Here is a 17,771-nt window from a genome sequence, read left to right as displayed (position 1 = left end):
GACAACTATATAAAAAATGTATACAAAACCCATCAGAATTAAATCTGGTGGGTTTTCACCTTTAATATATAATACAAGCATTTATTCATAAACAATAAAATACATGCAAATTCATTTAAAGTTCTTTTACATGAGTTACTATTTTTTCTGAACTTTTTGTAATTTCTTCTAATGCAGATGATATTTCTTTGGTTGTAAGATTTTGACTTTCTGATACTTCAACTGCTTTATCTACTATTTCTAAAACTGCATCCATATTTTTTTTCATTTCTTCTAAATCTTTAGAAACATTATCAGCTGATTGCTTGCTAATATGAGCTAGTTTTCTCATTTCAGTAGCTACAACAGAAAATCCCCTACCAAATTCTCCAGCTCTTGAAGCTTCAATTGCTGCATTTAATCCTAATAGATTTGACTGAGTTGCTATATCGTGTATTGACTTAACTATTTCTGCATTTTTTTGAATACTCTTTTCTGATTCCTTCACAGATTTTACAATATCATTTATTATTGAAAATAATTTTTCCGAACCTTGATTAAGTTCCTGTATGCTCGCATTTGTTTGCTCAAGTGTAGCAAATAAACTTTCAGTAGATTCTTCAAAATTAATCTTATTTGTTAAATCTTTACCTATAGCAACACATCCTATAGCTTGTCCATTCTTATCTCTAATTGGATAAGAAATTGCTTGAAAAGAAAATCCATAATATTCTTTTGGTACTATTCCAACCATTAACTTGTTTTGATTAATTGCCTCCCATATAGGCTCACCCGGTTTAAGAATGTCACCCTCATTACCCGGAATACTGAAGGAGTCCGCAGCATAGTTTTTTATGATTTTTGTAGTATCACATAATGCTATAGATATGTCCTCTTGTAACATCTCTTTTAATTGAGGTAATACTAGCTTGTAAGCATCAAAAATTTCATTCATATTAATACCTTCTTTCATTATATTTTATTGTTGTACTTTGATTATTAACCTTATGTAGATATTATATAATAATTTTTTGATTATTTCTATTTAGGAAATAATTCATAAATATTTTCATATTTTTACTTATTATTATATCTTTTTTTATAAGAAACCCTATATCCCACATAGCAGTTGGAGTCTTCATTTTGACGCAGCATATCTCATCATAAGCATCTGTATTAGCCAAACAATTCACAAAAATAAATACGCCCTTATTTAAAGCTACAAAATCATACGCTATTAATAAGTCGAAAGTACATTTAACTAAAATGTCAGGTTCAAATCCTGCCTCTATAAAATTTTCCATTATTAAGGACTGTATTCGAAATGTTTCGTCCAACAGAATAAGTTTTTCATTTCGTAAATCTGTAAAATTTATACTCTGCTTTTTAGCAATAGGATTATTTTTATTAACTACTGCTACTAAATAATCCTTTTTTAAATTATAATAGGAAAAATCAATGGTATTCATTGGATTTATAGTACATGCCATATCAATACTACCATTTAATACATTAGCCTCACATGCAATATCTGTATATTCATGTATTACAATGTCAATATCTAAAAACTCTTTACTAAATTCAACTATATATTTACTTCCTAATGTTCTAAGAGTTCCTGGAGCGAACCCTATATCTATTTTTTTCTTTTTAAATTGTACCTTTTCATTAATATCATCTTCAAAATCCTCAAACTCCTTAATAAGCTTATCAGCTTTTGGATAAATATATTCGCCTATTTGTGTTAATTCAACACCACGAGAATTTCTTTTGAAAAGCGGAGTACTTAATTCCTTTTCCAAATTGCTAATTATCCTACTAAATGCTTGTTGTGTTATAAAAAGATCTTTAGATGATTTAGTGAAATTTTTATCTTTACATGCTTTCACAAAATATTTTAATGAATTTATATTCATAAATCCTCCTTAAAACTAAATATTATTTAGTCATGTTCAAAAAAAATAACAATTAAGCATGCTAGCATACTTAATTGTTATTTTATCTCATATGCTTATATAGGATACAAGTCCATTATAGACTATATAACAAAATATTTTTGTGAAAAGTAACTATTATTTATAATTATCGTACATATTTCCAAGAATTACTTGAACTTCTTCTTTAGTTAATTGTTTTGGTACGAAATTATAACATGCATCAGCTAATACCATTTCTGCTATTTCTATTAATTCTTCTCTTACTATTCCTAACTCTTTTAAGGATTTAATTCCTACTTTTTTTACAAATTCACGCATTTCTGCAGCTACGACATCACCAATTTCTATATCTGTTTCATTTCCGCTAAAGCTAATACCCATAGCTTCCCCAACTACTTTAACTTTATCTGCTTTAAAATCAGCAGCATACTTCATAACTTCAGGCATTACAAGACCGCATACTACTCCATGTGTAACATGGAACTTAGCACCAACTGAATGGGCAATAGCATGTCCTATATGTACTAATGCATCATTAAACGCAAGTCCTGCAAAATTACTTGCAAGCAAAAGATTTTCTCTAGCTTCAATATTTTTACCATCGCTCGTAGCTATTGGAAGGTACTTCATTACTTTTTTTATAGCATCCGTTGCTAAAAGTTCTGACTTAGGATTAGGATCTTTTGCTGTAATTGCTTCTACTGCATGTGACATTGTATCAATACCTGTATTAGCTGTTATATCTTTTGGTATAGATATAGTTATTTCTGGATCTAATATACCTAAAGTAGAATTACAAATAACAGAATTTTTAACATTATTTATTGTATCTGTTATTACCCCAATAGATGTGCTCTCACTTCCTGTTCCAGCAGTTGCAACTACCATTATCACAGGAACTCCAGGCGTATAAAAAGGATTTCCAAAATACTTATTAACAGGTCCTGGATTATTAACTAATACATTTATGCCTTTAGCTGCATCCATAGGACTTCCCCCACCAATTGCAACTATACCATCTATTTTTTCTGATTTCGCTATTTCTCCACCTTCATTTATTATATAATCTGGTGGATCGGCAATTACTTTTTTAAATTCTACAATTTCTATACCTGAATCTATCAAGCTTTGTTTTGCCTTAGCATATCCTTCTAATTGTGCAACAGTTTCATCTGATACTATCATTACTTTTGTACAACCTAGTTTTTTTGCTTCTTCACCTAATAAACTAATTGTTCCTGCTCCACAAATAATTGGACAAGTTTGCGCATATCTTCCCATAATATTGTACCTCCATCTATTTATTTTTTATAAATTATATGCATTAACAAAACCAGTTTCCATTGCATTTCTAATTCTGCCTGGTTTAGATGCATCACCTAATATCTTGACTATATCGAAATTTATATTAATCTCTTCTATTAATTTATTATTAGACCTAGTTCCAAGTGAAATAATAACATTATCAAAGGAATAATCTTTAATTTCATTGTTTTCCATAAGTTCAAAAGTTAATTTTCCATTTTCAATTTTAATTAATTTATGTTTAGGATAAAGATGGACACCATCTTTTGAAGTCCTACCCATTATATCAATAAGGTTTTGAAAGAATAATCCTGGTCCTATATTATCAGCCATTTCAAACAAGCTAACTTCATTACCCGTTTCCGCTAATAACTCTGCTGTTTCGAGGCCAGTCATACCTGAACCTACCACACCAATTTTTTTGCCTTTTAATTTAATTTTTCCACTTAATATATCTGTAATTGATAAAACTTCTTTACCATCAATACCTGATATAGACTTTGGCATTATTGGATTTGAGCCTTGTGCAACAAATACTGCATAAGGATTTAATTCTTTTAAATCCTCTATCGTAGGTGTAGTCTCTAATCTTATTTCTGTGCCTAATTTTTCATTTTGTACTCTTAAATAATCTATAAGCCAATTTATTTTTTCTTTTTTAGGAGGCTTATTTGCAAATTCTAGTTGACCACCTATTTTATCTGATTTTTCAAATATTACAGGTTTGAATTTTCTCATTGCAAGAACTCTTGCGGCTTCTAATCCTGCAGGTCCTGCACCTATTATAGCTACAGTTCTTCCATCACCATCTTCTACAAAATTACTATAATCTAATTCTCTACCACTTTGAATATTAATAGCACACTGACAAGGTAATTTAGTAATATCAGAAGACATAAGTACTTCCATACAGTGAAGACATGATATACATTTTCTGATTTCATTAGTTCTGCCTTCCTTAGCCTTATTTGACCATTCTGGATCTCCAAAATGTTGTCTTGCAGAACCAACAAAATCTACTTTACCATCTGCTATAATTTGATTGGCATACTCAGGGTCTCTAATAACAGAAACTCCAATTACTGGTATCTTAACTGATTTTTTAATTGTTTCTGCTAAATTTATTTTCCACCCTTGGTCAAATGAGCTAGGCTCCCAAGCTGTATTCATAGTTTCATAAGTCCCTGAACTAACATCTATTGCATCTACACCTAATTGTTCCATACGCTCTGCTATCTTTACGCCATCTTTAAGGTGTAACCCTTCCTCTGGAAGCCCAATAGTTTCGTAAAACTCATCAACAGACAATCTAACAACTAATGGAAAATCTTTTCCACATCTTTCTTTAATGCCAATTACTATTTCCTCTAAAAATCTCAATCTATTCTCAAAGCTTCCACCATATTTGTCGACCCTATGATTTGTATGAGGACTTAAAAATTGATTTACTAGATATCCATGAGCTCCATGGACTTCAACACCATCTATACCTGATTTTTTAACTCTTACTGCCGCTAATATGAATTTTTCGACCATATCAGCGACTTCTTTTGTTGTCATAGCCACAGTTGGTTGATGTACACATTGACATTCAATAGCACTAGGTGCGAGCATTGGTAAATTTCCATTAACAGCACTTATTCCTTGTCTGCCTGGATGATATATTTGAATTACTATTTTGCTATTATATTTGTGAATCTCATCTGCTAATTCTTTTAAGCCAGGTATGTATTTATCATCAGCTACAGAAATTTGGCATAAGTTACCCCTGCCTCTTGACTCCTCAACCATTGATACCTCTGTAAAGATAACCCCTACACCGCCCTTTGCCCTAGCACCGTAAAAAGCAATATCTGCTTTTGACATGGTACCATCAATATTTCCTAAATGGTTACCCATGGATGTCATTACAATTCTGTTTTTCGTATCCATAGAACCTATTTTTCCTTTTGAAAAGAGATTATTAAACATATAATTTCCTCCTTAAATTTTATTATTGCAATCGGTTTTATGTTATAATTTTAACGCTTTCTACACTCTTTGAGAAACACTTATTTTTTGTGGTAGCCACAAAAAAATACCCACATTTTTTACATGTAAATCCTATTTTGAATACTTCCAGATATTTTAAACATATGTACGCAACAAAACCTAATGAAATCTCCCCACGTTCTACCATTTTCATCGCCTCGATATTCATATGTTCTATCATCCTTTCATGATATTTTTCTTTATTCAATTTCAAAAACTTTGGATAACTATCTTTAAATATATATCGAAATTAAAGAGCATTGATTAAAAACACTCCAATTCTTATCCTTGACGAAGCAACATCATCACTTGATAATGAGACGGCGTATAATATAGAAAAATCAATTTTAGATATTGATGAATTGACATGTATGGTAGTTACACATAAACTTGTTGATGAAATACTCAGAATGTATGATGAGATAATAGTAGTTAACAATGGAAGGATAGAGGAGATAGGTAGTTTTGATGAACTAACACAGAAAAAAGGATACTTTTTTAGTCTTTATAATGTTACAAAAGAAGATTTAGTAAAAGGAACGAAATGACAATTTTCAATTGTTATCCTCCCACTTGTAGAAGTGGGAGACTTTCTTTTGATTTCGCATAACTTTGTTACATGTTATTCTAATTTACACATCTATGAACTTAACACATTCTTTAATAGCCTGCTTTCTAATTACAAAAAATAATCCAACTTGGATTAAAACTACTAATAAAGATAATCCACAAGCAAATAAAAATGATACATTTGAAAACGCCCTAAACTCAGCATTCATTATTGACTTAAATAAAAATAAAGTGATAATAGTTCCTAGTGTTACTGGAACAAAGTATATTAAAGCAACTTGTTTTGATATAATTGACTTTATCTTAGTTTTTCTTACTCCGAGGAATGTAATATTTTTATATACTAACTTATCCTGCCACATTGTATTTAATATTTTAAGACCGATTGTCATAATTGCTGAAACAATTGCGATTATAGAAATATATAAAGTAAGCAATAAATAAACAGCGAAATCAGAAATGCCACTATTAAATATGTGATATCTTGAATATGGTGTAAATTCCCACAATCTATTTGCCTCAAAGCTATTTTCCTTATACGCCTTATATTCATAATTTACTGGTTCGTTTGGTGCTTGTTTTCTTATTCTATCAAATATAACCCCAGTACTATAGTTCGGACACCATTTCCCCCCGCTAAATTTAATTATTGAATTAAATAATGCATTACTAAAAACACCTGTTTCCCTCCAATTAAGTGTATTGAATATATATGTTTTAAATATATATTCTTTTTTCATCTCATTGTGCAACTTATTAAACAAAGCAGTATCCATAACACAAAAACTTTTTCGATCAAACATTGTATCCGAATTCATAATCTTATCGATAAATTTTATTCCTTTATTATTAAGAGTTAATTCTTTTTTGGTAGTAGGATTTAGTAGAGTTATAGGCCCAATAGGTTGTGAGTGATATTTACTTGAATCACTATTTTCATCAGCAGATATAATCGTAACATAAGAACCTGGATCAATATCGAATTTTTTGCCAGTAAGTTTATATACAGTTTCTTCACTTACAAAATTGATAGGTCCCCACTCATTATATTTTTTAAAATACTCACCTAAAATGATTGTATCAAACTTCTTGAAGTCCTTAAGTGTAACATTATTATCTATTGCTAATTTTTTTATATCACTTTCATTAAAACCTCCTTGTTGAAATCCTACTTTAACCATATAATCATAAGGATCAACATAAATTGTACTTAAAATACCCGATATCATTGGAACAGAACTAAAGGCAATACCAAAAATTCCAACTCCAATTAGAATAGTTGAGACAAATAATGGTAAAGTATATTGTTTTCCCTTTGATTTTATCAAATTAAAAAACACAATGTTTTTGTAATAATAGCTAGGACTAATTTTTTTAAACAAAACACCTATGGATGTAATCTGTACTATGAATAAATACAACCCCACTAAAGATGCTATTAAAAAATATAGCTTATTGCTTGAAGTACATAGAATGATTCCTACAGGTATCATTACTGCACCAATTAAACCCAAAATAAAACTATCCCCTTTAACATTTTCAACCTGTTCTTCAGCCTTAAGTATCTTTATTATATCTATCTTTTTGATATACCTTGAAGTTAGTACTCTAGTAATAATCATGCATAAAATTGAAAATGAACTTGCAATGGCGATTCCAATCCATCCAATAGAAAAAGCTGTTTCCTCTGTTTTTAGAAATAAGGTTAAAACAGTCCAGCTTAGCCATGAAATTAATATTGAAAAGAGTAATCCCAATAATGTAGCTGTTAAGAAAATTATATTCAGCTCTTTCATAACAATTTTGCATACATTGCAACGTCTGATTCCAAGAGATATGAAAACACCTATTTCCCTTGACTTATGTCTTATAAATAATGAATAAGCATATATTACAAATACAAATGTTCCTATTAATGTAAATGCAAACATGCTTAACGTAATTTGCTGCGTCGAACCACCATCCATGAGTACTTTGGTAACTGTTGGACTAAATTGGAGAATTCCATATCCTCCAATCATTGCAACTGCAAATATGATTGAAGAAATAAACAGAGCGTATTGCTTTATATTATTTTTAAATAACTTTCTAACAATAGCGTTAAGCGTCATAAGTCTCACCATTTATTCCCTTCATGAAATTTAAAATATCATTTAAAAATTCTCTAGGAGGTGTGTTTCTAACTAGTTCTTTGACAATTTGTCCATCCTTTAGTGCCACTACTCTATCTGAATGAGATGCTGCAAAAGCATCATGAGTAACCATAAATATTGTTGCTCCTAGATTTTTGTTTGCATCTATAAAAGCTTCTATTACTGCTGAACTTGACTTAGAATCCAAGTTTCCTGTTGGTTCATCTGCTAATAGAATGGATGGGTTGTTTGAAAGTGCTCTTGCTATTGCTACTCGTTGTTTCTCTCCACCAGATATTTCATTAGGGTATTTATTTTTTATCGTTCCTATTCTAAATGCATCTAATAATATTTTTGTTTTTTTCTCCATTAGTTTCATGTTTTTATTCGCAATAATTTGTGGTAAATAGATATTTTCTAATACAGTTAATCCGTTAATTAACATAAAGTCTTGAAATACAAAACCTAACTTATTTTGTCTTACATCTGCTAATTTCTCTTCCCCAATGTTTAAGATATTTTCTCCATCCAAAATAATCTCTCCAGCATCCGCCGTCATAAATCCAGATATGCAATTTAGCAATGTGGTTTTACCACTGCCAGAAGGTCCCATGACAGCTACAAATTCTCCGTTTTTCACACTTAAATTTAAGCTTTGAAGTGCAATATATTCACTACCCTTTGATACAAAAATTTTTTTTAATTCTTTTATGGTTAACATATTTTTCCTCCTTTTATTAGTATTGCAACTTCATACTATCAGCCTAATATAAAGTATTCAATCTAAAAAAATGAGCTCATGTAATTCTTGGTATATATAATGTAAATCTTGGTTATCTTTATGTTATATACAAACCAGAATCACTGGATGCGCTTATTAATTATGTTATAATATTAATAAATATGGAATTATTTTCTCAATTATTGTTAAAACTTATTCTTAAATCGTTAATATAACAACATAATTGGATATTAAAAAAAGGGGTTGATTAATTTGATTAGAATTGCTATATGTGAAGACGAAATTAAACAAAGAAATATGCTGAAAACTATTTTGACAGGCCAAATTAAAGAAAACAACCTCGAAGTTAAAATAAATGATTATGAAAGCGGAGAACAATTAATTAATAGCTTAAAAGACAATTCATATAAATTTGATATAATATTTTTAGATATTCAAATGAAAAAGATATCAGGAATAGATACTGCCAAAATAATCAGAAAAACAAATAAAATTGCTGTAATTATTTTTGTAACAGGACTTATGGAATATGTATTCGAAGGTTATAACGTAAGAGCCTTCAATTATATACTAAAACCTTTTAAAATTGACAAAGTAGCTAAGGTCTTTAAAGAAGCTCTTGATAGTTTGGATATGATAAAAAACGATGTATATATAATAAGTTTTAAAGATAAAACTCATAAGATAAACTTTTCGGATATAATATATTTTGTTAGTGATAAGCGGATTATTAGACTGATCTGTAATCAAGGAGAATATGAATTTTATTCAAAACTTGATAATATAGAAAAAGAACTCATTAATAGAAATTTTGTGCGCTGTCACCAAAGTTATCTAGTAAACCTATCCAATATTAGTACCATTGAACAAAATCATGCTATTACTACACTTGGATACAACGTTCCAATAAGTAGAAACAGATATAAAAAAACTTTAATAACGTTTGCAAAACAAATACTGAGGTAGGGTGTTTTATGGATATACTTGCAATTATTATTCCAATCATTATTTTAATTATTATTTCTATTATAGAAACAATAATTTTATTTAAATTACTTAATGCATTTTTAACGAAAAGAGACTCAAAAATATTTTCTGCATTAAATTTTTTTGCCTTATTAGTGATGTGTACGATACCTCTTCAGTCAGGAGATATTGAAAATATTATATATATATTTGTTATCTACTTGATTATAGGATTAATCTTTTATAAAGACGTAAAAATAAAAAAGATTTGTGCCGTGTCCATGGTTTCCACCATCTCTGTAAGTGTGAAAATGTTGGCTGCTAGAATAGCTTCTTTTTTTCCCATCTACGAATATAAATTTAATGACATAGTTGAAGCTTCTTTAAGAGTTCTGATTTTTATTTTAATATATTTTACGCTTTATAAGGTTGTATTATGGGCTAAAGAAATTTTATCCATCAAAATATGGGCACTCATATGTACTATGTCTTTAGCTACCTTCACATCCATTGTTTTTAGCATTGTTCCGTTTATATCTAAGACAAGTACTTTTTATAATCTCACTGTCATTACGATAATGACATTATATATTTTAGGTATTATTGCTATGTTTTATGTTATTAAAGAAATTGCTTTAGGTTCCAAAGCTGACTCCTTAAATAAACAATTAGTAATGCAGATGGAACATTATACTGATATAGAAGAAAATCAGAATATCACAAAGAAAATATTGCATGATATGAAAAATCACTTAGGAGTTATAAATTCATTTTTATATGAGGATAATATAGAAGAAGCACGAAGCTACCTTGACACAGTGACAGAAAGTATAATTCCAATGTCACCTCATACATTTTGTGAGAACAAAATAGCAAATTCAATCTTGAATAATAAGTACAAAAAGTTTATTGATTTGGGTATAAATATCAACATGAATATTTATGTTCCTGAACAATTAAATATTTCTCAAACGGATTTGTGTAGCATATTCTCAAATACTATTGATAATGCAATAGAAGCATGTTTAAAAATACAAGATAAAAAATTGAGATATATAAATATTAAATCAAATACGGAGAAAGGCTATTTTGTTTATGAGGTTGAAAACTCAAAGATAAATCAGATAAAAGTAAATGGTATGAGGTTTATCTCTAATAAAAAAAACAACCAAATACATGGATATGGCGTGGATATCATTAGAACTGTGGTATCTAAATATAGTGGAGATATTGATACAGAATACACAGATAATACTTTCAAAATAACGCTTTTTATAAAGTTATAAAGGTTTTTACTAATATTCAAATAACTATCTAGAGCATGACAATATTGATGCATTCTTAGAACATACATACTTTAGTTCAACGTAAAAATAAAAAACCATCAGAATTAAAAATCTGATGGTTTTTTACCTTTAATAATAATGCAAGAATTTATTCATGAATACCTTAATATATGAATTTTTACTTAAAGACTTTTTTCAATATACACAAAATTTAATTTTCTAACATTTTACCCTATTCCACAGTTACCGATTTTGCAAGATTTCTTGGCTTATCAACATCGCAACCCTTTTGAATTGCCATATAATATGCTAATAATTGTAGTGGAATTACTGATATTACTGGTGCTAATATATCCAATACTTTTGGTACATAAGTTACAGCATGAACTGATTTTTCAATTTCAGTATGACCTTTTGGTGCGAAAGCATATACTTTTGCTCCCCTAGTCGATAGTTCACGCATGTTACTTACCATTTTACCAAATAGCTCTTCTTGAGTAGCTAATGCTATAACTATAGTTCCTTCTTCCATAAGTGCTATTGCCCCATGTTTAAGCTCTCCTGCGGCATATGCATCTGAGTGGATATAAGATACTTCTTTTAGTTTTAATGAACCTTCTAGTGCAACTGCATAATCAAGCCCACGTCCTATGAAGAACATATCCTTATGCATATAAGTTTTTGCTGTAAACTTTTGTATAGTTTCTTTGTCTTTAAGCATTTCTTCTGCCTTTTCTGGAAGTTCTAGCATCGCTGCTTTAATTTCTTCAATTTTATCCATACTTAGAGTTTCTTTATTTTGAGCAAAGAATAGCGCAATTATATACATTGCTATAAGCTGAGTTGCGTAAGCTTTAGTAGATGCAACAGCTATTTCTGGTCCTGCCCATGTGTATAGTACATCATCTGCTTCTCTTGAAGCCGCACTACCAACAACATTAGTTACAGCTATTACTCTTGCTCCTTTTTCCTTTGCAAGTCTTAATGCTGACATAGTATCTGCAGTTTCTCCTGATTGACTAATAACTATCATTAATGTGTTTTTATCAATTATTGGATCCCTGTATTTAAATTCTGACGCTATATCAAGTTCTACTGGTATTCTTGCAAGTTTTTCTATGACATATTTACCTACAGCCCCTGCATGGTATGCAGTTCCGCATGCTACAATATATATTTTATCCAATTTCTTAATTTGTTCTTTAGTTATATTTATATCATCTAAAGTTATCGGCTGTCCAAGAACTATTCTTGAAGTCATTGTATCTCTGATTGCCTTTGGCTGTTCATGGATTTCTTTAATCATAAAGTGTTCATATCCACCTTTTTCAGCTGCAGCTGCATCCCAAGTTACATGAAAAACTTCTTTATTTATAATGTCGCCTTCTATATCTTCAAGCTTTATGCCATCATTCGAGATAACAACAAATTCATTATCTTCTAATAAATATACTTCTCTTGTATGATTGAGCACTGCTGGTATATCAGATGCTACATAAAATTCATTCTCTCCAAGTCCTACTATTAATGGACTATCTTTTCTTACTGCTATCAATTTATCTGGTTCATCACTGCATAATACTGCTATTGCATAGCTACCTTCCATTTTTGCAGTAGCCTTCTTTACAGCTTCAACAATGTTTCCTTTGTAATAAAAATCTATAAGATGTGGTACAACTTCTGTATCAGTTTCAGATACAAATTTATATCCTTTTGCCATTAACCATTCTCTTAAATGGATATAGTTCTCGATAATCCCATTATGAACTACACTAATAGTTCCTTTTTCATTAGTGTGTGGGTGAGAATTTTCATCTGATGGCTTACCATGAGTAGCCCATCTTGTATGACCTATTCCAACAGTACCTTTAAGTGGGGTTTCTAATAATTCAGCTTCTAAATTTGCAAGTCTTCCTTTGCATTTAGTAACATTTAAAACTCCATTATCTATAATTGCGACTCCTGCTGAATCGTATCCTCTATATTCTAATTTTCTAAGCCCATCAATCAATATTGTTTGAGCCTCTTTTATTCCAAAATATCCAACTATTCCGCACATATTCATCTTCCTCTCAAATTTATAATTTTTCGCAAATCAATTAAGCACATTTATCAACCATTTTATTCACAATTATTGAAATAGTATTGCTACTGCCTACACATAAATTTATTATATGAAGCAATTCGCATTACATAATTGTAATCATAGATGAATATCATACTTAATTAATTCATCACCAATAATCACTATTCATCCCCTTTAGATACTACTTGTCACCCAAAGACGATGCATATTGCCTATTGGCATCGTAATATTTATAAAGGTTTTAACACCAGATTGATCTTGTCACGAAAATCACTCCTCGCTTTTATCAATCATTAACGGTAGTGCGCTACCGCGGGGCATCCGCCGAAGATTCGATACTCCCCATCCTCGTCAACTCATAATTATTCTCATTATGAGTCCTGGCGCTTTTTAATAATTTATATCACTCTATCCTCCCCTATCAAAATATTCAGCATTTCACTGTATTAAATAAATAATAGACTAAAAACTTATGAACCTTTTGCATAAGCTTTCAGTCTATTATATTCGTTCTTTGGTCCAAACGTCAATACTTTTAATAGCAAGTTAACTAAATTTTAATTACTTTTGGTTTTATTTTTATTATTATTACAGTAAAAACTGCCCTTATAGTTTGATTAAATAATATTCTAACTGACTTGAATAATAAGCGTAGAAACTATTGAAGTTTGATTTAGAAATTCTTCTTTCGCAAGTATAAAATTCTCGTGAGCCTGACAGGAAGTCAGGCTAGCGAACCTGAGCCAGGACGGCGAATGTGAGTGTCAGAGAATTTTATATGAGCAAAATATTAGAATTTCTTAATCAAATTTCTTGTTTTGAGCGCTTATTCAAGTCATTTAGAAAAACTTTATCATCGATAGTCTTCTTCTATGCGTTTGCTTTTTGTTCAATAAGTTTCGCAAGAGAATGTGCCATTTTATCTAATTCACTTTGTACTTTACCCTCAAGCATTACTCTTACTAGAGGTTCTGTACCTGATGGCCTTATAAGCACTCTACCACAACCATCTAATTTCTCTTCTATTTTCTTTATTTCTTCAACTACTTCACTATCAGTTTCATGGATATCTTTTTTATCGTTAGGTACTGTTGCATTAACTAATACCTGTGGAAGTTCTACCATCATTGATGCAAGCTCTGATAATGGTTTCCCCGTTTCTTTAATAACAGTCGCTAGTTGAAGTCCTGACACAAGTCCATCCCCTGTAGTATTAAAGTCGAGGAAAATTACATGTCCAGATTGCTCTCCACCAAGGCTGTAACCTTCCTTTTGCATTAACTCAAGAACATACCTATCTCCTACTTTTGTTTTAACTGTAGCTATGTTTTCCTGCTTCATTGCAATATCAAGACCTAAATTACTCATAACGGTTACTACTACTGTATCTTTAGTTAATTTCCCAATACTTTTTAGATGTTTTGCACAAATAGCAATTATAAAATCTCCATTTATAAGATTTCCTTTTTCATCAACTGCCAAACATCTATCTGCATCACCATCAAAAGCTAATCCTAAATCGCAATGATTTTCTTTAACAAATGCCATTAAATGCTCAGGATGAGTTGATCCACAGTCTTTATTTATATTTATACCATCTGGATCATTGTTAATAACTAAAACTTCTGCTCCAAGTGACCTAATAGCCTTTACTGATGTTATATATGAAGCACCATTAGCACAATCTAATGCAATTTTAAGTCCCTTTAAGTCACCTGAAATAGTAGACTTAGCAAATTCCATATAATCATATACTGCATTTTCATTAACTGTTTTTTTACCTAAATCACCAGCTATTGGTGATGGTACTTCTTTAAAATCACTTTCTATAACTGCTTGTATTGTATCCTCTAATTCATCAGACAATTTGAATCCATTATTGTCAAAGAACTTTATTCCATTATATTCTACCGGGTTGTGAGAAGCTGAAATAACAATTCCTGCATCTGCTCTATATTTTCTTGTTAAATATGCTACGGCTGGAGTTGGAACCACTCCAAGGCATATAGCCTCAGCCCCTACAGATAAAATTCCTGCAACTAAAGCAGCTTCTAACATGTCTCCTGAGACTCTTGTATCCATTCCAACTATAATTTTAGGCTTATGTGCTCCGTCTGTTAGTACAAAAGCTCCTGCTCTTCCTAACTTGTATGCAATCTCTCCTGTTAATTCTGTATTTGCTATCCCTCGTACTCCATCTGTACCAAACATTCTACTCATATTTTATACCTCTTTCCAAATATTCTATAGGTTTACTATAGGGCATCTTAAATAAAAAATACTAATCAGTGTGTTAGTATTTTATTCATAGATCCCACCTTTGTCATTCTTTTATAAAAAAATTTAATTTCATAATTAGGCAAAACTGTTCTTGTAATATGTATAACATAGCTTGAATTATACTACAATACAAGACATTTGTAAAAAAATCCTCTCCTCTTACCTTATATTAATAAAAAAAGTATGTATTACTTAAACTGTATTTAAACAGCCTCTAGTAATACATACCTTTTGTCATATCATCAATGTTATTGTTTATTTATAAACTTTTGCCTGCTCTTTTCCACTTAAAACTCCTATAGCACCTTGAGCTAGTGCTAACAATTCATCTTCACCTGCGTAAACTACCACATCTGCTATGAATTTTACTCTTTTGGTTATATAATTAACAACAGCTTCTCCATAAGCTATCCCACCAGTTAAAATTATAGCATCTACTTTTCCTGATAAAACAGCTGCGCAGCCCCCAATTTCCTTAGCTACTTGATATCCCATAGCTTGAATAATCAATTTAGCCTTTTTGTCACCAGCTTGTGACATTTTAAGCGCATCTCGTACATCATTAGTATTAAGGTAAGAGACAAATCCACCTTTTCCATTTATCTTTTTCTTTATATCTTCTAAAGTGTATTTTCCATTAAAACACATCTTAGCTAAATCGCCTGATGGTAATCCTCCAGATCTTTCTGGTGAAAATGGACCATCTCCATCGAGTCCATTATTAACATCTATAACTTTCCCATTCTCATGAGCTCCTACTGTAACTCCTCCGCCCATATGTGCAACTATTAAATTAATTTCCTCGTATTTTTTTCCGTTTTCTTTTGCATATCTTTTGGCCACTGCTTTTTGATTTAATGCATGGAAAATACTCTTTCTATCTATATCTGGTATTCCTGATAATTTAGCAACTGGTGCCATTTCATCCACTACTGTTGGATCAACTATATATGCTGGTATGTTTAAAGATTTTGCAATTTCATTTGCAATTATCCCACCTAAATTAGAAGCATGTTGACCTTGTACTCCAATTTTTAAATCATTAAGCATTGCTGCATTTACAATATAAGTGCCGCCTTCAATTGGTTTTAACATTCCACCTCGGCCTACTATGGCATCCAAAGTTTTAATATCAAAATTCTTTTCCTTAAGAATACTCAAGATAACGTCTTTTCTGAAATCAAGTTGCTCAAATATGCTTTTAAAGTTATCTATCTCTTCTGATGGATGCCTTAATGTTTCTTCTAATATTTCCTTTTCATCCTCATATACACCTATTTTAGTAGATGTTGACCCTGGGTTAATTATTAATAATTTATATGACATATTGTTCCTCCTTTATGCTATAAAGTACATTAAATAAATAACAAATAGATATACTAGTATATTTTATGTTCCTAAAGAATCGGAAATTTTATTTATTATATTCTGCAACTAATGCTGCAAGAGCTATAGAATGTAATTTTGTTTCAGGAGTATCCGCTCTAGAAGTTAATATAACAGGAGCAGAAGTACCTACTAGTAATCCACCACTTTTAGATTTAGTAGTGTAATTTAAGCATTTATACATAGAATTTCCTGCTTCAATATTTGGCATTACAAGAATATCCGCTTTTCCTGCAACTGGACTTTGTATATTTTTATGATTTGCAGCTTCCTCAGATATTGCAATATCAAGGGATAAAGGTCCATCAACAATACAACCTTTTATCTGACCTCTATCATTCATTTTCGATAACATTGCTGCATCTAGTGTTGCTGGCATTCCTGGATTTACTACTTCTACTGCGCAAACTACTGCGACTTTAGGAACATCAACTCCACACGCTTTTGCTACTGCTACTGAATTGTTTATTATACTCTTTTTTTCCTTCAGTTCTGGATACATATTAAAAGCAACATCTGTTAAAAATATTAGTCTGTCATACTCCGGTATTTCAAATACAGCTACATGTGACATTAGTTTCCCAGTTCTAAGGCCTACTTCTTTGTTTAACACGGCCCTTAAGAATGTTGCTGTATCAATTAACCCTTTCATAAGCATATCAGCTTTTCCTGATGATACAATCTGAACTGCAGTTAATGCTGCTTTAGAAACGTTCTTCTCATCAATAATTTCAAACTCTGATGCATCCATACCTATGTTTTTAGCAATAAATATTATTTTTTCTTTATCTCCTACTAGTATTGCATTTGCTATACCATTTTTCTTAGCGTCACGAACCGCCTCAAGTACTGGTTCATCCTGTGCTACAGCTACTACTACAGTTTTCATTCCTTGTGCTTTTGCTGTGTCTAAAATTTTATCAAATGTTTTACTCATTCAATTACACTCCCTCGATTATATATTATATATTTTGTATTATGTATTAACTTTAATATTTGTCTGATGTGTATTATTGTTTTCTGTTTTGCGTTTTTTATCTTCTGTACCATTTTAACAAACTTCATAAAGAA

General features: G+C 30.6%; 14 protein-coding genes. 3 read left to right on the top strand and 11 right to left on the bottom strand.

The window, feature by feature from the left end:
* Positions 1 to 115: 115 nt before the first annotated feature.
* From KPL54_RS26515 to KPL54_RS11760, 5 genes are all read right to left on the bottom strand, one after another.
* Positions 116 to 934: a methyl-accepting chemotaxis protein gene (locus tag KPL54_RS26515; RefSeq protein ID WP_290444396.1), complete on the bottom strand. Its 819-nt coding sequence runs from the start codon at positions 932 to 934 to the stop codon at positions 116 to 118.
* A gap of 61 nt (positions 935 to 995) precedes the next feature.
* Positions 996 to 1,895 carry a LysR family transcriptional regulator gene (locus KPL54_RS11775; RefSeq protein ID WP_216106736.1) on the bottom strand — a complete coding sequence of 300 codons (900 nt, stop codon included), beginning with the start codon at positions 1,893 to 1,895 and terminating at the stop codon, positions 996 to 998.
* Positions 1,896 to 2,051: 156 nt separating this feature from the next.
* Complete coding sequence (locus KPL54_RS11770) at positions 2,052 to 3,197, bottom strand: iron-containing alcohol dehydrogenase (RefSeq protein ID WP_216106735.1); 1,146 nt, start codon at positions 3,195 to 3,197, stop codon at positions 2,052 to 2,054.
* 27 nt (positions 3,198 to 3,224) lie between these two features.
* Positions 3,225 to 5,192, bottom strand: a complete 1,968-nt coding sequence (locus KPL54_RS11765; RefSeq protein ID WP_216106734.1) for an oxidoreductase — start codon at positions 5,190 to 5,192, stop codon at positions 3,225 to 3,227.
* A 37-nt stretch (positions 5,193 to 5,229) separates the two neighbouring features.
* On the bottom strand, positions 5,230 to 5,421 hold the full coding sequence (locus KPL54_RS11760) for a hypothetical protein (RefSeq protein WP_216106733.1): 192 nt from the start codon (positions 5,419 to 5,421) through the stop codon (positions 5,230 to 5,232).
* 91 nt (positions 5,422 to 5,512) lie between these two features.
* On the opposite strand from KPL54_RS11760, the gene KPL54_RS11755 reads away from it, so the two are divergent.
* The gene (locus tag KPL54_RS11755; RefSeq protein WP_216106732.1) at positions 5,513 to 5,800 is read left to right on the top strand and encodes a hypothetical protein; all 288 of its coding nucleotides are present in this window, start codon (positions 5,513 to 5,515) and stop codon (positions 5,798 to 5,800) included.
* 84 nt (positions 5,801 to 5,884) lie between these two features.
* On the opposite strand, the gene KPL54_RS11750 is transcribed toward KPL54_RS11755, so the two are convergent.
* Together KPL54_RS11750 and KPL54_RS11745 are read right to left on the bottom strand one after the other, a co-directional pair.
* On the bottom strand, positions 5,885 to 7,945 hold the full coding sequence (locus tag KPL54_RS11750; RefSeq protein WP_216106731.1) for an FtsX-like permease family protein: 2,061 nt from the start codon (positions 7,943 to 7,945) through the stop codon (positions 5,885 to 5,887).
* Positions 7,923 to 8,675, bottom strand: coding sequence for an ABC transporter ATP-binding protein (locus KPL54_RS11745; RefSeq protein WP_216106730.1), 753 nt, complete (start codon positions 8,673 to 8,675; stop codon positions 7,923 to 7,925). The genes KPL54_RS11750 and KPL54_RS11745 overlap by 23 nt, the downstream gene beginning before the upstream one ends.
* Positions 8,676 to 8,948: 273 nt before the next feature.
* Here KPL54_RS11745 and KPL54_RS11740 point away from each other — a divergent pair, with 273 nt between their 5' ends.
* Positions 8,949 to 9,662 (top strand): LytR/AlgR family response regulator transcription factor, encoded by a 714-nt coding sequence (locus tag KPL54_RS11740; protein WP_216106729.1) that lies wholly within the window; start codon positions 8,949 to 8,951, stop codon positions 9,660 to 9,662.
* Between the two features lie 8 nt (positions 9,663 to 9,670).
* Positions 9,671 to 10,948: a sensor histidine kinase gene (locus KPL54_RS11735; RefSeq protein WP_216106728.1), complete on the top strand. Its 1,278-nt coding sequence runs from the start codon at positions 9,671 to 9,673 to the stop codon at positions 10,946 to 10,948.
* Positions 10,949 to 11,180: 232 nt separating this feature from the next.
* Here the strand turns inward: KPL54_RS11735 and glmS are convergent, their stop codons facing one another.
* The 4 genes from glmS to ptb all read right to left on the bottom strand — a co-directional run bounded on the left by glmS (position 11,181) and on the right by ptb (position 17,637).
* Entirely contained in the window at positions 11,181 to 13,007 is a 1,827-nt protein-coding gene (gene glmS / locus KPL54_RS11730; RefSeq protein ID WP_071614585.1) for a glutamine--fructose-6-phosphate transaminase (isomerizing), read from the bottom strand.
* Positions 13,008 to 13,904: 897 nt separating this feature from the next.
* Positions 13,905 to 15,254: a phosphoglucosamine mutase gene (glmM, locus tag KPL54_RS11725; RefSeq protein ID WP_216106727.1), complete on the bottom strand. Its 1,350-nt coding sequence runs from the start codon at positions 15,252 to 15,254 to the stop codon at positions 13,905 to 13,907.
* A gap of 315 nt (positions 15,255 to 15,569) precedes the next feature.
* The gene (gene buk / locus KPL54_RS11720) at positions 15,570 to 16,640 is read right to left on the bottom strand and encodes a butyrate kinase (RefSeq protein WP_216106726.1); all 1,071 of its coding nucleotides are present in this window, start codon (positions 16,638 to 16,640) and stop codon (positions 15,570 to 15,572) included.
* Between the two features lie 88 nt (positions 16,641 to 16,728).
* Positions 16,729 to 17,637 carry a phosphate butyryltransferase gene (ptb, locus tag KPL54_RS11715; protein WP_216106725.1) on the bottom strand — a complete coding sequence of 303 codons (909 nt, stop codon included), beginning with the start codon at positions 17,635 to 17,637 and terminating at the stop codon, positions 16,729 to 16,731.
* Positions 17,638 to 17,771 lie beyond the last annotated feature (134 nt).

The sequence above is a fragment of the Clostridium estertheticum genome (genome assembly GCF_018861295.1).
GTDB classification, from domain to species: domain Bacteria; phylum Bacillota; class Clostridia; order Clostridiales; family Clostridiaceae; genus Clostridium_AD; species Clostridium_AD estertheticum_D.
The sequence above is the reverse complement of the archived record's forward strand: the minus strand, read 5'-3'. Positions and strand labels throughout refer to the sequence as shown.

Excerpts from the sequence above, each read along its gene's own strand:
- glmS (WP_071614585.1), bottom strand. The coding sequence starts at position 13,007 with ATGTGCGGAATAGTTGGATATTTTGGAATAAAAGAGGCTCAAACAATA.
- KPL54_RS11760 (WP_216106733.1), bottom strand. The coding sequence starts at position 5,421 with ATGAATATCGAGGCGATGAAAATGGTAGAACGTGGGGAGATTTCATTA.
- ptb (WP_216106725.1), bottom strand. The coding sequence starts at position 17,637 with ATGAGTAAAACATTTGATAAAATTTTAGACACAGCAAAAGCACAAGGA.
- KPL54_RS11745 (WP_216106730.1), bottom strand. The coding sequence starts at position 8,675 with ATGTTAACCATAAAAGAATTAAAAAAAATTTTTGTATCAAAGGGTAGT.
- KPL54_RS11750 (WP_216106731.1), bottom strand. The coding sequence starts at position 7,945 with ATGGTGAGACTTATGACGCTTAACGCTATTGTTAGAAAGTTATTTAAA.
- KPL54_RS26515 (WP_290444396.1), bottom strand. The coding sequence starts at position 934 with ATGAATGAAATTTTTGATGCTTACAAGCTAGTATTACCTCAATTAAAA.
- KPL54_RS11765 (WP_216106734.1), bottom strand. The coding sequence starts at position 5,192 with ATGTTTAATAATCTCTTTTCAAAAGGAAAAATAGGTTCTATGGATACG.
- glmM (WP_216106727.1), bottom strand. The coding sequence starts at position 15,254 with ATGAGTAGAATGTTTGGTACAGATGGAGTACGAGGGATAGCAAATACA.
- KPL54_RS11775 (WP_216106736.1), bottom strand. The coding sequence starts at position 1,895 with ATGAATATAAATTCATTAAAATATTTTGTGAAAGCATGTAAAGATAAA.
- KPL54_RS11770 (WP_216106735.1), bottom strand. The coding sequence starts at position 3,197 with ATGGGAAGATATGCGCAAACTTGTCCAATTATTTGTGGAGCAGGAACA.
- buk (WP_216106726.1), bottom strand. The coding sequence starts at position 16,640 with ATGTCATATAAATTATTAATAATTAACCCAGGGTCAACATCTACTAAA.
- KPL54_RS11735 (WP_216106728.1), top strand. The coding sequence starts at position 9,671 with ATGGATATACTTGCAATTATTATTCCAATCATTATTTTAATTATTATT.